Source organism: Bradyrhizobium sp. SK17 (genome assembly GCF_002831585.1).
Taxonomy (GTDB): Bacteria; Pseudomonadota; Alphaproteobacteria; order Rhizobiales; family Xanthobacteraceae; genus Bradyrhizobium.
Genome location: NZ_CP025113.1, coordinates 4,983,151 through 4,998,557 on the forward strand (window position 1 = coordinate 4,983,151; position 15,407 = coordinate 4,998,557).

At 65.0% G+C, this 15,407-nt stretch carries 12 protein-coding genes; 6 read left to right on the plus strand and 6 right to left on the minus strand.

Annotated elements, in window-relative coordinates:
- The first annotated feature begins 333 nt into the window (after positions 1-333).
- Positions 334-1,458 (plus strand): metallophosphoesterase, encoded by a 1,125-nt coding sequence (locus tag CWS35_RS22895; protein WP_100953877.1) that lies wholly within the window; start codon positions 334-336, stop codon positions 1,456-1,458.
- A 120-nt stretch (positions 1,459-1,578) separates the two neighbouring features.
- Here CWS35_RS22895 and CWS35_RS22900 read toward each other — a convergent pair whose 3' ends face one another.
- Entirely contained in the window at positions 1,579-2,181 is a 603-nt protein-coding gene (locus tag CWS35_RS22900) for a YqaA family protein (protein ID WP_100953879.1), read from the minus strand.
- A gap of 395 nt (positions 2,182-2,576) precedes the next feature.
- Here CWS35_RS22900 and CWS35_RS22905 point away from each other — a divergent pair, with 395 nt between their 5' ends.
- The 3 genes from CWS35_RS22905 (at position 2,577) to CWS35_RS22920 (ending at position 4,606) form a co-directional block, all read left to right on the plus strand.
- The gene (locus tag CWS35_RS22905; protein WP_100953881.1) at positions 2,577-2,927 is read left to right on the plus strand and encodes a hypothetical protein; all 351 of its coding nucleotides are present in this window, start codon (positions 2,577-2,579) and stop codon (positions 2,925-2,927) included.
- A gap of 105 nt (positions 2,928-3,032) precedes the next feature.
- Positions 3,033-3,902: an undecaprenyl-diphosphate phosphatase gene (locus CWS35_RS22910; protein ID WP_100953883.1), complete on the plus strand. Its 870-nt coding sequence runs from the start codon at positions 3,033-3,035 to the stop codon at positions 3,900-3,902.
- Between the two features lie 302 nt (positions 3,903-4,204).
- Positions 4,205-4,606, plus strand: coding sequence for a lysozyme inhibitor LprI family protein (locus CWS35_RS22920; RefSeq protein WP_311538608.1), 402 nt, complete (start codon positions 4,205-4,207; stop codon positions 4,604-4,606).
- Positions 4,607-4,871: 265 nt separating this feature from the next.
- On the opposite strand, the gene CWS35_RS39070 is transcribed toward CWS35_RS22920, so the two are convergent.
- Positions 4,872-5,426 carry a hypothetical protein gene (locus CWS35_RS39070; protein ID WP_157817210.1) on the minus strand — a complete coding sequence of 185 codons (555 nt, stop codon included), beginning with the start codon at positions 5,424-5,426 and terminating at the stop codon, positions 4,872-4,874.
- A gap of 62 nt (positions 5,427-5,488) precedes the next feature.
- Entirely contained in the window at positions 5,489-9,268 is a 3,780-nt protein-coding gene (locus tag CWS35_RS22925) for a vitamin B12-dependent ribonucleotide reductase (protein ID WP_100953887.1), read from the minus strand.
- 814 nt (positions 9,269-10,082) lie between these two features.
- On the opposite strand from CWS35_RS22925, the gene CWS35_RS22930 reads away from it, so the two are divergent.
- Positions 10,083-10,976 (plus strand): DMT family transporter, encoded by an 894-nt coding sequence (locus CWS35_RS22930; protein ID WP_100953889.1) that lies wholly within the window; start codon positions 10,083-10,085, stop codon positions 10,974-10,976.
- A 7-nt stretch (positions 10,977-10,983) separates the two neighbouring features.
- Here the strand turns inward: CWS35_RS22930 and CWS35_RS22935 are convergent, their stop codons facing one another.
- Together CWS35_RS22935 and CWS35_RS22940 are read right to left on the minus strand one after the other, a co-directional pair.
- A complete protein-coding gene (locus tag CWS35_RS22935) occupies positions 10,984-13,221 on the minus strand; it encodes a CHASE3 domain-containing protein (RefSeq protein WP_100953891.1) in 2,238 nt (745 codons plus the stop codon).
- Between the two features lie 19 nt (positions 13,222-13,240).
- Complete coding sequence (locus CWS35_RS22940) at positions 13,241-13,645, minus strand: response regulator (protein ID WP_024578473.1); 405 nt, start codon at positions 13,643-13,645, stop codon at positions 13,241-13,243.
- A 179-nt stretch (positions 13,646-13,824) separates the two neighbouring features.
- Between CWS35_RS22940 and CWS35_RS22945 the strand changes: the two genes are divergently transcribed.
- The gene (locus CWS35_RS22945) at positions 13,825-14,721 is read left to right on the plus strand and encodes a DMT family transporter (protein ID WP_100953893.1); all 897 of its coding nucleotides are present in this window, start codon (positions 13,825-13,827) and stop codon (positions 14,719-14,721) included.
- A gap of 78 nt (positions 14,722-14,799) precedes the next feature.
- Here the strand turns inward: CWS35_RS22945 and CWS35_RS22950 are convergent, their stop codons facing one another.
- A complete protein-coding gene (locus CWS35_RS22950; protein ID WP_100953895.1) occupies positions 14,800-15,348 on the minus strand; it encodes a BA14K family protein in 549 nt (182 codons plus the stop codon).
- Positions 15,349-15,407: the final 59 nt, after the last annotated feature.

Consider the following 15,407-nt stretch of genomic DNA (forward strand, 5'->3'; position numbering starts at 1 on the left):
ACGTCTTCCTTCACTGCGAAACAAGACGTGGATGCCCGGGACAAGCCCGGGCAAGACGATGTGGAAACATCAGTTTCAAAGCCATTGGATGTCAGATGCGATCGCCCTACCAACGGAGGGAGAGGTGACCCGGGACCGCGCCAAGCCGATTCAACTCAATCTCATCGCGCTTTTATGGCTACACGCCGCGGCTTGCCGCGCGCAGCGGCTTCAGCATCGTGCAACTTGCCGAAAATGTGCTGATGTCGGCAGCTTACGCAAGCGGCCGATCCAACCTACCTTCGCCGAGCGCCGACCGCGCAGCCCCAACCGATCCGATCCGGAGCGAGACCCATTCCCCAACTCATCTTCGGCCTGATCAGCCTCCTGATCCTGGCCCGTTTCATCTGGCCGCTCGACTGGCCGCTGCCGGCAAAGCTCGTCGCCGCGCTGTTCGTGCTGGGCGCCTTGCAGTTTCATCGCTGGAACAGATGGTCGTCGGGATCGGAGTTCTCGCCGGAGTTTCCGCGTCCGGTGGTCGCGCTGTTCAACTGGGCGTTCGGTGCGGTCGTGCTGCTGGCGCTGCTGCAACTGGCGCTCGATGCCGGGCTGATCGTCGCAGCAGCGATCCATGGCGGCTTCGTCGGTGCGCCTGACGGTGTACGCTACGCGCTTGCCGGCGTGGCGGCGATCGCGGCTGCGATCGGCGTCCATCAGGCGATGCGGATTCCGCCGCTGAAGGATGTCGAGGTTGCGATCCGCGGACTGCCGCGAGCGTTCGACGGCTACACCATCCTGCAACTGACCGACCTGCACATCAGCCGGCTGTTTCCCGTGTCGTGGGCGCGCGAAGTCGTGTCGCGAGCGAACAAGCTCGGCGTCGACCTGATCCTGATCACGGGCGATTTGATCGACGGCACCGTCGAGGCGCGGCGCAACGACATCGCACCGTTGCAGGACCTCGTGGCCGCCGACGGCGTCTACGTGGTCTCGGGCAATCACGAATATATCTTCGGCTACGATGTCTGGATGGCGCATTATGCGTCGCTCGGCCTGCGCTCGCTGGAGAACCGGCACATCGTGCTCGAACGCGGAGATGGCCGGCTGGTGATCGCGGGGATCACCGACCGCGCCTCGCGCCGCAGGAAGCATCCGGTCCGCGACCTTGCCGCGGTGCTCGCCGGCGTCCCTGAGGGCGCGCCGATCATCCTGCTCGACCACCAACCGAGCGAGGCGCGCAACTCCGCGGCACACGGCGTCGCCCTGCAACTCTCCGGCCACACCCATGGCGGATTGATCGTCGGGATCGACCGCCTGGCCGCGCCCGCCAATGCCGGCTTCGTCTCGGGCCGCTACGACGTCGACGGGATGACGCTCTACGTCAACAACGGCACCGCGCTGTGGCCGGGCTTTGCGCTGCGGCTCGGCCGGCCGTCGGAATTGACGCGGATCACGCTGCGGGTGGCGGGGGACGCCTGAGTGGTGCTATCTGTTCCGTAGGATGGGTAGAGCGAAGCGAAACCCATCATTCGCGCCGCGCGCAGAGATCGATGGGTTTCGCTGCGCTCTACCCATCCTACGCTTGCTACGCTCGCACATTCAGCGGAACGACCAGGCGATGCCAACGCCGATTGCGGTGAGAAGTCCGAATCCGACCAGCCATCGATGATACTTCTCGATCCACCGCACGAATTGCGGTCCCAGGATCAGGACGAGGGCGGCCACCATCGCGAAATGCAGGAGACGGCCGACCACGGCTGCGACCGTGAAGGTGAGAAGGTTCATCGATGCAACGCCCGCTGCGATCGCGATGAACTTGAACGGGATCGGTGTGAAGCTCTTGGCGATGATGATCCAGAGTCCCCACTCCTCGACGAGGTTCTGGTAGCGTCGGAAATTGTCCGACTGCCCGTACACCTCGACAAGCGTTTGTCCGACTGCGGCCCAACCGAGATGGCCGATGCCGTACCCGACCAGGGCGCCGGCCGACGAAGCCAGGACGCAGACGGTGCACAGGAAGAGGCTCCGCTCGGGCCGTATCAGCAGCATCGGCACCAGCAGCAGATCGGGCAAGACCGGCAGGATGGAGCTATCTGCAAATGCGATCAGCGCGAGCAGGGCAGGGCCCCATCGGCTATCCGAGAACGCTTCAGCGCGGCGCCGCCAGACGTCACGGCTTGTCGAGAAGAGAAACATCATCATTGACCGACGCGTAACGGGCAGACCGGGCGAGCCATCGAACCAGGCTGGTCCACCTTATGTTCAATCGCGCTTGCGGTGAAGTCGCGCGCGAATTCGCCGACTTCGCTTGCAGCCGTTGCGCGCAATGCTCGGATGGGTGAGGACATGAGGCGTCGTCGGACCATAGCTTGCTCGCCCTCGCCAACATTGCGGCATTTGCGCGCACGATGGCGTGTTTCGGATCGGGCCGCGAAAATGTCTGCTGGATGTAAGGACGGTGTAAGTCGCCGATCGTATGACGATGTCGGCGGCCGCAGTCGACGACGCGAAGCGTGCGAAGCCGCGCTGCAAGGCACGGACGAGCGATCTCTCTGCCATCGCGCGCAATGGTCGGGAGCCCATCCGGCGAAGGTGAAATGCGAAGTGGCGTGCAATTGGCGTGCATCACGGTCTTGGTCTGGTCGGCATCCGGCGCCTCCGCGCAGGCGGTGGAATGGCGCTATTGCCTTGCGGTGTCGCAAGCCGAGCAGAGAGTCTACATGTCGTACCCGTTCCAGTGCGCCACCGACGATTTTCCGAAGCTGGAGCGCGTGCTCCGGGAGTCGCTGACCCGTGCAGGCGTTTCGGTCGACACCGTGCAGTGCCCGAGGGGCAGCGATGAGCGCAGCATCCTGGCGATGCGCGACCACGCCATCGCTTTCAATCGACAAACGCAGATCACCGCGGTCGATGTCAAATGGCGTCCCGGCGCGCGTCTTTGCGAATGACGGTGCCTTGCGGCTTTCGAACTCCGGCTGAGATGTCCACGAACGCGCACGTGACGCGCGGACAGCATCGGGAAGCCGAGTGATCGGCGCAATGAACAGGTACCAATGGCAAGCACATGCACGCAGGGAATCGACACCGGCTTCGTCGCGCTCGGCTACGGAAAGGTTGCGGCGCTCGGGGTCCTGCAAGGAATAACCGAGTTGTTGCCGATCTCGTCCACGGCACACATGCGCCTGGTGCCGGCCGTGCTGGGTTGGCAGGATCCGGGATCGGCGTTCTCCGCGGCCATGCAGCTTGCCGCGGTTGCAGCCGTCGTCAGCTATTTCTGGCGGGACGTGCGTGCGCTGGCGACGAACTCCATTGTCGCAATGGCGCGCGGGCAATTGCAGGACCCGTGGTTTCGTCTCGCGTTGTGGATTGTGCTGGCAACGATCCCCATCGCCGTCGCGGGATTGTCGGCGTCCAAACTTCTGAACACCTGCAATTCGCCGCTTCGCGGCGTCGTGGTGATCGGATGGGCTTGCGTTGCGATGGCGGTCCTGCTCGGTGCGGCGGAGATCTATGCCAGGCACCGGCGGACGATCGGCGAAGCCCGCCTGCTCGATGCGATGCTGGTGGGACTGGCCCAGGTGGGCGCCCTGATCCCTGGCGTCTCGCGTTCGGGTTCAACCCTGACCGCGGCGCTTGCGCTCGGCTTCAAGCGGGATGAAGCGGCGCGCTTCTCGTTCCTGCTGGGTTTGCCCGCGATCACCCTGGCCGGGCTCAAGGAACTGTGGGAACTGTACCATCTCGATCTCGATCATCACGCCTGGTCGGTGTTGATCGTCGGCCTCGTGGTTGCTTCGATTTCGGCATTCGTGGCGATCTGGAGCCTGATGCGCGTGCTCGAACGCTTCTCCAGTTGGCCGTTCGTGATCTATCGCTTCGTCCTCGGCCTCGTCATCCTCGTGGGCGCAATGGCCGGGGTGCTTTGAGCCGGGCGCAATCGCATATGGTGTGAGCAGCCCATGTGAGCGCCGTCATGGCCGGGCTTGTCCCGGCCATCCACGCCTTTCTTCGCTGGAAACAAGACGTGGATGCCCGGGCCAAGCCCGGGCATGACGACGCGGAAACGCCAGTTTCAGAGCCTTTGGTGTCGCCTGCGACAGCCTTACTTTGAGCTGAAGTCTGCGGCAGGCGAAGCGGCAGATCTCCGGTGCATCATTCCCTTGATCTCATTTCGGACGCTTTTGTGCGGCGATGGTTGGCGAAAGACGCTGGGCAGGATGATTGGGACATGGTGATGCTTTCGCGAGGGCCTGTCATTGTCGCGACGATGCTCGTGCTCGGGACATTACCGGCCCGCGCGCAGCAAAGCGCCGAGTTCGATGCGTGCATGGACAAGGCCGAAGGGATGTCGACCAAGATGCTCGATTGCGGCAAGACCGAAATCGCCAAGTGGGATGCGCGGCTCAACACCGCCTATCAAGCCCTTCTCGCGAGATCAAAGGGCGAGGCGCACGCGCAATTGCTCGGCGAGCAGCGGGACTGGCTGAAGCATCACCTCAGCGAAACCCGTCGCCTCGCCAATGACCCCAACAACGGCTCCGTCGCGTTCCTCGACTCCCAGGCGTTCGAATTGAAGGACATCGCCGACCGCACGCTGCTTCTTGAAAAGCGCGCCAAGGCGGTGCGGTAGACGGTGCCGGCTTGATCGTGAGCGAGGAATGTGGGCTGGCGACTTGTCCGCGGCACCTCGTTGAGCGAACGCGGAAGCAAGTAGGGCGGGTTAGCACAGCGTAACCCGCCGATCAGATCGGAAGGTCGGCGGATTACGCCTTCGGCTAATCCGCCCTACGCTTGCTTCGCTCATCCGGGCTACGCCTGCTGAGGCGTAGCCCGCCGACCAGCCTCCTACCGGTAACAATTTGTCGGCGGATTACGCCTCAGGCGCCCTACGCTTGCTACGTTGGGGAGCTATGGGCCTGCGCTCTCCTTTGCCAACGAATCATCAGATCAGCGAGCGTGTCTGCCGATAGTTGTCCGTAGCTGCCACCTAGCGACGCATTGTAGCCGAGCATTGCCGTCTCTTTTCGGGCAAGCCACCAACCATTCCACTGTGAGTCATTGTACCAGACCAGCTTCATGTCCTGAGGCGCTGGAGGCAAGGCTGGCTTGGCAATGAAGTTTGTCACGTTTTGCCATTGCGATCGAATGCGGCGCAAGAAGAACACGCGTGTCTCGAAACCTTTCGCATCCAGGGTCAGCGAATTTGCTCCCGGTAGCAGCTGAAGCGCAATTACGACCGTGCCAACGCCAAAAAATATAGCAGTAAGCCAACCCCAGATTGGGTGGGTGCCATCGCGGATTTGAAGCCAACCCACGGCGGCAAATACCAAGCAAATTACGACGGGTTTCAGCAACTTCCCGTAGGAGGGATACAAAGTAACCGGGCCAGGAAATCTGGACAGAAGGCTATCGGCATCAGCGTCAGAGGTCGACATTTCCGTCGTGTTCATTGTTCCCCTGCCCCCTCGAGATAGGCGAAACGCCCGGGGCGCGAACCCCGGGCGTTGCTATCTCACGAACACCCCGTCGTGCTGCCGCAAGTATCGCACTTCATGCACGTCCCGTTCCGCACGAGCGTGAAGTTGCCGCACTCCGAGCACATCTCGCCTTCGTAGCCTTTTGCTTTCGCTTCGGCGCGACGCTCGGCCTTGGACGGGGCGGCGGCTGCGGCGGTGCCGGGCTTGCTCCACTGTTGCAGGGCCTCGAGCTTCTCGGTGGGCGAGAGGTCGTGGCTGACTTCCTGCTTCAGGGCGACCGCGCCTTCGATGGTGTCGGAGGCGCCGCGCGCGGTGGCGCCGTGCGAGGCCAGCGAGGTGACGCGGTTGCCGCCGGCGGGGGCGTTGTCGGCGTTGGCGCTCACCGCGGCGGAGCCGCCGCGCATGATGACGAGGTTGTCGGTGCGCGAGCGGGTGAGGCCCTTCGACAGATACTTCGTCGCCTGGTGGTGCGGCGCCTCTTCCGGCTGCTCCTTGCCTTCCTCGACGCCCTTGCCGAGCGCGTCGAAGCCCGACTCGTTCGGATCGACATGGGCGAGATCGAAGCGCGACATGTAGCTCACCGCGAGCTCGCGGAAGACGTAGTCGAGGATCGAGGTCGCATACTTGATCGAGTCGTTGCCCTGCACCGGACCCGCGGGCTCGAAGCGGGTGAAGGTGAAGGCGTCGACATACTCCTCCAGCGGCACGCCGTATTGCAGGCCGAGCGACACCGCGATGGCGAAGTTGTTGATGAAGGAGCGCAGCGCCGCGCCTTCCTTGTGCATGTCGATGAAGATCTCGCCGAGCCGGCCGTCGTCATATTCGCCGGTGCGGAGATAGACCTTGTGACCGCCGACCACAGCCTTCTGGGTGTAGCCCTTGCGGCGATCCGGCATCTTCTCGCGCTCGCGCATCACGACGATGCGCTCGACCAGCTTCTCGACGATCTTCTCCGAGACCTGGGCGGCGCGCGCGGCCATCGGCTTCTCGTAGAGCGCCTCCACCGCATCGTCCTCGTCCTCATCGTCGGAGATGAGCTGCGAGTTGAGCGGCTGCGACAGCTTCGAGCCGTCGCGGTACAGCGCGTTGGCCTTCAGCGCCAGCTTCCACGACAACAGGTAGGCGGACTTGCAGTCCTCCACCGTGGCGTCGTTCGGCATGTTGATGGTCTTGGAGATCGCGCCCGAGATGAACGGCTGCGAGGCCGCCATCATCCGGATGTGGCTCTCGACCGACAGGTAGCGTTTTCCAATTTTGCCGCAGGGGTTGGCGCAGTCGAACACCGGATAGTGCTCGGCCTTCAGGTGCGGGGCACCTTCGACGGTCATCGCGCCGCAGATGTGGACGTTGGCGGCCTCGATCTCGCGCTTGGTGAAGCCGACGGCCTGGAGCAGGTCGAAGCCGGGGGCCGCGATCGCCTCGGCGTCGATGCCGAGCGTGTTGCGAATCAAGTCCTCGCCGAAAGTCCACTTGTTGAAGGCGAACTTGATGTCGAACGCGGTCGGCAGCGCCTTTTCCACCTTGGCGATGGCTTCATCGGTGAAGCCCTTGGCCTTCAGGGTCGAGGCGTTGATCCCTGGCGCATTGGACAGCGAGCCGTGGCCGACGGCGTAGGCCTCGATCTCGGCGATCTCGCTCTCGCGATAGCCGAGCGCGCGCAGCGCCGACGGCACCGCCTGGTTGATGATCTTGAAGTAGCCGCCGCCGGCGAGCTTCTTGAACTTGACCAGCGCGAAATCGGGCTCGATGCCGGTGGTGTCGCAATCCATCACCAGGCCGATGGTGCCGGTCGGCGCCACGACCGTGGTCTGGGCGTTGCGATAGCCGTTCACTTCGCCGAGCGCCAGCGCGTCGTCCCAAGCCAGCTTGGCATGCGCGACGATGTCGGCTTGCGGGCAGGAGGCATGATCGAGCGGCACCGGGTTGACCGCGAGCGCCTCGTAGCCACCGGCATTGCCGTGGGCGGCGCGGCGGTGGTTGCGGATCACGCGCAGCATGTGGGCCGCGTTTTTCTTGTAGCCCGGGAAGGTGCCGAGCTCGGCCGCCATCTCCGCCGAAGTCTTGTAGGAGATGCCGGTCATGACAGCGGTCAGCGCGCCGCACAGCGCGCGGCCTTCCTTGCTGTCATAAGGCAAGCCCATGGTCATCAAGAGGCCGCCGATATTTGCAAAACCGAGGCCGAGGGTGCGGAATTCGTAGGACAGCTCCGCGATTGCCTTCGACGGGAACTGGGCCATCATGACCGAGATCTCCAGCACGATGGTCCAGAGCCGGCAGAGATGCTCGTAGGATTCGACGTCGAACCGCTTGGTGGTGCTGCTGTAGAACGTCAGCAGATTGGCCGAGGCGAGGTTGCACGCCGTGTCGTCCAGGAACATGTATTCCGAGCACGGATTGGAGGCGCGGATGTCGCCGGACGCCTTGCAGGTGTGCCAGTCGTTCATCGTGGTGTTGAAGTGCAGGCCGGGATCGGCCGACGCCCAGGCGGCGTAGCCGATCTTCTCCCAGAGGTCGCGGGCCTTGAGAGTCTTGGTGACCTTCTTGGTGGTGCGGCCGACCAGATTCCAGTCGCCGTCGGTTTCCACCGCGCGCAGGAAGTCGTCCTTCAGCGACACCGAATTGTTGGAGTTTTGGCCGGAGACGGTGAGGTAGGCTTCCGAATCCCAGTCGGTGTCGTAGATGTCGAACGTGATCTCCTTGTAGCCTTGCCTGGCGAACTGGATCACGCGCTTGATGTAGTTGTCGGGCACCAGGCTGCGGCGCGCGAGCTTGATCTCGCGGCGGAGGGCAGGGTTCTTCTCGGGATCGAAGCAGTCGTCGCCGCTGCCTTCGCAGTTCACGCAGGCCTTCATCACGGCCTTGAGGTGCTTCTGGTTGATCTTGGAGCCGGTGACCAGCGCCGCGACCTTCTGCTCCTCCTTCACCTTCCAGTCGATATAGGTCTCGATGTCGGGATGGTCGGCATCGACCACGACCATCTTGGCCGCACGACGCGTGGTGCCGCCCGACTTGATCGCACCGGCGGCGCGGTCGCCGATCTTGAGGAAGCTCATCAGGCCCGACGAGCGGCCGCCGCCGGACAGCTTTTCGCCTTCGCCGCGCAGGCTGGAGAAGTTCGAGCCGGTGCCGGAGCCGTATTTGAACAGGCGCGCCTCGCGCACCCAGAGGTCCATGATGCCGCCCTCGTTGACGAGGTCGTCGCCGACGCCCTGGATGAAGCAGGCATGCGGCTGCGGATGCTCATAGGCCGACTTCGATTTCGTCAGCTTGCCGGTCTTCCAGTCGACATAGTAGTGGCCCTGGCCGGGGCCATCGACGCCGTAGGCCCAATGCAGGCCGGTGTTGAACCATTGCGGCGAGTTCGGCGCGACCATCTGCTTGGCGAGCTGCCAGCGCAGTTCGTCGAAGAACGCCAGCGCGTCTTCCTCCGACGAGAAGTAGCCGCCCTTCCAGCCCCAATAGGTCCAGCAGCCGGCGAGGCGATCGAATACCTGCTTGGCAGAGGTCTCGCCGACGATGCGCTCGTTCTCGGGCAGCGACGCCAAGGCGTCAGTGTCGGGTACCGAACGCCACAGCCACGACGGCACGGTCTCTTCCTCGACCTTCTTCAGGCGCGCGGCGACGCCGGCCTTGCGGAAATACTTCTGCGCCAGCACGTCGGAGGCGACCTGCGACCAGAACTCCGGAACCTCGACGTTCTCGGCACGGAACACGACCGAGCCGTCCGGGTTGCGGATCTCCGAGGTGGTCAAGCGGAAATTGATCCCGGCATAGGGAGATTGTCCGCTGGTGGTGTTGCGTCGTTCAATTCGCATGGTCGAGCCCCGTCTCTTCTTCTGCCCGGCCCCACGTTTCTCGCAGGTGCCGGAATGTTATCTGTTCGCGGACATCAGGAGCGCGCGAGCACGCCTCCCGTCGTCCGCAGCTCAGCCGGTGGATCCGGCCTGTTTTCTCTGCACCGCGCGGCGCCGGTGCGACCCGGCCCTGCGGCGGCACGATCCCTGGCGGGTTACCCGACTGGGTCGGGTCCTCCGGGTCATGCATTCAACGCCCCAAAACGCTTCACGCGACACGTCACGCGTACGCTTCTTTGCGGGCCGGTTGCGGCCTCTGTTTCCGGGTCCTTGGCGGCCCGTTCCGTCGTCCCGACGCGGCCCAAAATCAGGGCAGAACAGCCCTTCACCCGCGGCCCGAAGGCCTGGCGGAGTGGTCAATTTTGGAACCCTTGTGGGAGCGACCGGCGGGACCCAAACACACTCGCGCCGAACAGGTTGGAAGCTAGGCCATGTCCGTCACGCCCGTCAAGGACTAGTACGAGTTTCTGAATCAAACACTAAATATGGTGGAAAGGTTGGGATAACAGGGGTCGGTGCCGCGCCTGTGATCGAGCCAACTATCGGTGAGTCCTCAGGGATTCCCAAGCCAAAAAAATTCGTCTCGCCTGTGGATCAGAGCTTCGCCCCGCTGTTCACAGGCGAAGGATTTATTCGCGCGCCCGGGATTGAATTTTTGGGACTCACGTAAGCCTACGGGCAAACTACGGATCAGGCATGTCAGAGCCGTGATGGTCGGGCGACAAAATCGCGGGCAAGCTGTGCCCGACTCACATTCTCGCCCTTGCCGGGTTCCATGACAAACCAGACGCCTCACGCGCGGACGCGCCTTGCGCCCGCCGGCCTGATGTTCCTCGCCATCACCTCGGTGGGCTGGGGGTTCAACTGGCCGTCCACCAAATTCCTGCTCAGCGAGCTGCCGCCGCTGACCCTGCGCGGCATCACCGGGGTGATCGGCGCGGTGCTGCTGGCGGCCCTCGCGCTGCTCCGCGCCCAGAGCCTGCATGTCGAGCCCAGGCTGTGGCCGCGCCTCGTGCTGTATGCGGTTCTCAACGTCACCGGCTGGATGGTGCTGATGGGGCTCGCGCTGCTGTGGCTGCCGGCGAGCGAGACCGCGCTGATCGCCTACACCATGCCGGTGTGGGCCTCGTTGTTGGCCTGGCCGGTGCTCGGCGAGCGGCCGACATTGCTGCGGACCATCGCGCTCGTGATGGCGTTCGCCGGGCTTGCCGCGATCATGGGCGGCAACGGGATATCGGCGAGCAAGGAGAAGCTGCCGGGCATCCTCATGGCGCTCGGCGGCGCCATCGGATTTGCGCTCGGCACCGTGCTGGCGAAGAAATATCCGCTGGTGATGCCGCCGATCCCGGCCGCGGCCTGGCAGATCGGCATCGGCTGCGTGCCGATCGCAATCGTCGGGCTCCTGATCGAGACCACGCATCTCGATCGCGTCACGACGGTCGGCTGGTGGCTGCTGGTCTATTCGACGCTGATCCAGTTCTGCGTCGCCTATGTCGCCTGGTTCGCCGCACTGGCCCGGCTGCCGGCCTCGGTTGCGGCGATCGGCACCATGGCGGTGCCGGTGATCGGCGTGATCGCCTCGGCGATCGCGCTGCACGAGCCGCTCGGACCGACCCAGATCATCGCGCTGGCGTTCACCCTGATCGGCGTCGCGCTGGCGACGCGGTAGCTGCGGATCACTCGCCGAGTGCCTGTTGCAGCATGCTGGCGAGCTGGGCCTTGCGATAGGGTTTTGCCAGCAGCAGCACGCCCTCGTCGAGACGGCCGTGATGCACGATCGCGTTCTCGGTATAGCCCGAGGTGTAGAGCACCTTGATGCCGGGCCGCCGCTTCCTGACCTCGTCGGCGAGTTGGCGGCCGTTCATGCCGCCGGGCATGATCACGTCGGTGAACAGCAGGTCGAATTTCTCGCCCTTGTCGACGAGGGCCAGCGCCGCGCGGGCGTCGGGGACGGCGATGGTCTTGTAGCCGAGATTGGCGAGCTGGGTGACGACGTAGTTGCGCACCAACTGGTCGTCCTCGACCACCAGGATGACCTCGCTGCCGCGCCGCACCGGCTCCGGCGGCGGCGCTTCCACCTCGACCTGGCCGCGGGCAGGGGGCAGATAGAGCTTGATCGTGGTGCCGTGGCCCTGCTCGCTGTAGATCTTGATGTGGCCGCCGGACTGCTTGACGAAGCCGTACACCATGCTCATGCCGAGACCCGAGCCCTTGCCGACCTCCTTGGTGGTGAAGAACGGCTCGAACACCTTGTCCTGCACCGCCTGCGACATGCCGGTGCCGGTGTCGCTGACCGCGAGCAGCACGTAGCGGCCCGGCGCGATGTCGGGATTGGCCGCGGCATAGGCGTCGTCCAGCACGACGTTGCTGGTCTCGAACAACAGCTTGCCGCCGTTCGGCATCGCGTCGCGGGCATTGATCGCCATGTTGAGCAGCGAGTTGGCAAGCTGCGAGGGATCGATGTGGACGCTGGCGACGTCGGGCGCGAGCACCGAATTGATCTCGATCTGCTCGCCGAGGGTCGGCCGCAGCAGCTTGGCGATATCGACCACGGTGCCGTTGATGTCGACGGTGCGCGGCTCCAGCGGCTGGCGGCGGGCGAAGGCCAGCAGATGCTGGATCAGCTCGCGGCAACGCTCGGCGGCGCGGTCGATCAGTTCGGCGGTCTTGGCGAGCTGCGGCTCGGCGCGCAGGCTGTCGACCAGCGTCTCGGTGGTGCCGGTGATCACCGTCAGCATGTTGTTGAAGTCGTGCGCCACCCCGCCGGTCAGCTTGCCGATGGCGTCGAGCTTCTGCGCCTGCTGTAGCTTGTGCTCGGTTTCGCGGGAGGCGGTGATGTCGTGATAGATCAGCGCCGCGCCGGTGATGGCGTCGTTGTCGTCACGCAGCGGCCGGCCCGACACCACGAGGTGAATCGGGGGAGCGCCGCGGACCGGCTTGGCGACGAATTCCAGCCCGTCGAATTCCTCGCCGCGCAGCGCCCTGGCCGAGGGCATGTCGTCGACCTGCATCGGCGTGAGGCCGTCGGCCTGGAACACGTTGCTCTGCGCGCGCAATTGCCGGACCGTCATGCCGGGCTTGTAGCGCAGCATCTTCTCGGCGGCCGGGTTCGACAGCAGCACGGTGCCGGTGCCATCGATCACCAGCACTGCCTCGGCCATGCTGCGGAAGGTGGTCTCCATGACCGCGGTGGAACGGCGCAGCCCCTCGAGCGCGGCGCCGAGGTCCTTGGTGCGCTCGGCGACCTTGCCCTCGAGCGACAGGTTTGTCGCCTTGGTCGCGCTGAGCGCGCCCTGTAGTTCGCGGCTGGCGCGCCGCGCGGTCAGCGTCAACGCGATCGCAAGCAGCAGGATCAGCACCACGCCGGCCAGGTCGATCAACAGCAGCAGCCGCCCGTTGCTCTTCGACCGTTCGGTGCGAAGGCCGAGCAGGCGGCGTTCTTCGGTGACCAGGCGGTCGAGCGCAGCCCCGAGCTTGTCCATCAGCGCGCGGCTCTCGCCTGCGGAGATCAGCGCCGCGGCACCGGCCGAGTCGCCCGCGGTGCGCAACCGGATCAGTTCGGCGCCGAGTGCAATGGCGCGCTCGACGTCGCCCCTGGTGCCGGCCAGCAGCTGCGCCTCCTCGGGAGCCGACTTCACCGCGGTCGTCAGGCCGTCGAAGGCGGAGGTGAGGGTGGTGCTCTGCTCGCGGAATTCGTCGGCAAAGGACGCATCGCCGGTCAGTGCGAATCCGCGCGCCGCGCTCTCGACGGTGCGCGGCAGCGAGCGGGCGTCCGAGATGCGCTTGAGGATGCTCAGCGTGCGATCGACCGAATCAATCTCGCTGCGCGACTTGACGTCCAGCCCGATCGACGCCGCGCTGATGACCAGGAGGATCGCAAGGCCGCTGCCGAGGATGAGACGCTGGGAAGCCATCGACGATTAGTACGTGCAATCATTTCGAAAGACGAGCGGAAGGCGCCGACTTCGCAATACATTCGTTAACGGCCGCGATCAGCGCCTGCGGGGTAAACGGCTTGCGCAGGCAGGCCGACGCGCCGAGCTCGATCGTCATGCGCAGGAAATCCGGGCCGCGGTCGGCGTTGGCAAAGGCGTAGCCGGACATCGCGATGACGGGAATATTCGGGGCGCGCTCGTGGAAGATGCGAATCGCTTCGAACCCGCGCATATGCGGCATGAAGACGTCGACCAGCATCACGTCGAAGGTCGCCTTCTCCAGCGCACGCATGCCCGATTCACCGCCGTCGGCGACGGTGACCTCGAAACCCTGGCGCTGCAAGCACACCTCGATGGCAACACACACCATCGGGTCGTCGTCGACCACGAGAACGCTCGGCACGATGCATCCTCTTTCTACGGTCTCGCGTGCCGCCGCCTCGCTTGGACCGCTCGCCACTTAAGGCGGAACCTGGACGGAAAGTCTGTATCATAGAATGCATATGCCGTTTGCTGACAAGCGGATTTCCGGCTAGCCCTGCCACATCACTTGTATTTGTCCATTTCCCTTACGACAGGTCCATGACCGCAGTTCCAGTCGCCGGCCGCACCCCGCAGTCACCGCTCGGCCTCGCATTCCTGGTGGTCGCATCGACCGGCTGGGGTCTCAATTTCCCGATCATGAAATTCCTGCTGACGGAGTGGCCGCCGCTGTCGTCGCGCGGGCTGTGTGGCGTGGCCGGCGCGATCGCGCTCGGCGTCGTGGCGGTGGCGCGGCGACAGACCCTGCGCGTCCCTGAGGGCATGTGGTTGCGGCTGGCCCTGGTGTCGACGCTGTCGATCGGCGGCTGGGTCGCCTCGATGGGCCTGGCGCTGATCTGGCTTCGCGCCAGCGAGGCGGCGGTGCTCGGGATCTCGATTCCGGTGTGGGTCGCGCTGGTGGCCTGGCCGGTGCTTGGCGAGCGGGTGTCGATGCTGCGCGCGCTCGCGCTGGCGGTCGCGCTCGCCGGGATCGCAGCGCTGATCGGCGGCGGCGGCATGGACGCCAGTGTCGGCAAGCTGCCGGGCATTCTGTTCGCGCTCGCGGGCGCGGTCTGCGTCGGACTGGGAACGGTGCTGACCAAGTACTTCAAGCTCGCAATGCCGCCGCTGTCGCTTGCGGCCTGGCAGCTCGCGATTGGCTGCTTGCCGATCGCGATTGCCGGCGTGCTGATCGAGCAGCCGCAATTGTCCGCGCTGTCGCAGCTCGGCTGGGCGTCGATGATCTACATGACGCTGATCCAGTTCTGTCTTTGCTATGTCTGCTGGTTTGCGGCGCTCGAGCGGCTGCCGGCGGCAACCGCGTCGATCGGCACGCTGCTGGTCCCCGTCGTTGGTGTGATCGCGGCGGCGGCAATGCTGCGCGAACCGCTCAGTGCGAGCGACATCGCGGCGCTGCTGGTGACGTTCGCCGCCGTTGCAGTCGCCTTGCGGACATGAAAAAGGGCGGCGTTGCCGCCGCCCTTTTCATGCTCCAATACGCACGATCCCTTCGGACCATGAGCCGGTCGTCAGGCCTTACGGGCAGGGGTGCCGCAGGCCGTCATAGCCGAGATAGGTTCCGGAGCGCACATCATAGGACTTGTAGCGCTGCGCGCAGTAGGTCGCATCGCCGCCGCCCGGTGCGACTTCCACGGCGACAGGCGCGCTGTCGTCGTAATAGCCGTAGCTGTCGTCATAGTATCCGGGGCCATAATAGCCATACGCACCCGAGGCGAGGGCGCCGCCGACCACTGCACCGGCAACCGCGCCCGGCCAGAATCCGCCGCCACCGCCATGCCAACGGCCGCCGCCGCCGCGCCAGCCGCCACCACCGTGCCAACCGCCGCCGCCACCGGCCCAGTGGCCACCGCCACCTCCGCCGTGCCAACCGCCGCCTCCGCCGCCGCCACCGTGCCAGCCGCCGCCGCCGCCACCGCCGCGTCCACCTCCACCACCACCACCGCCGCCGCCACCCATCGCGCCCATCTGCGCGGCGGTCTGGGCGAACGAAACAGTCGGCGCCACAGCCAGCGGCAGCGCAAGCGCCAGTGCCGCGGCAGTGCTCAGAACTTTCATATTGATCATTTTGGACTCCATCAAAACGGACAATGTCTAACCATTTCTGCGGGTGGACGTTCCAGCGC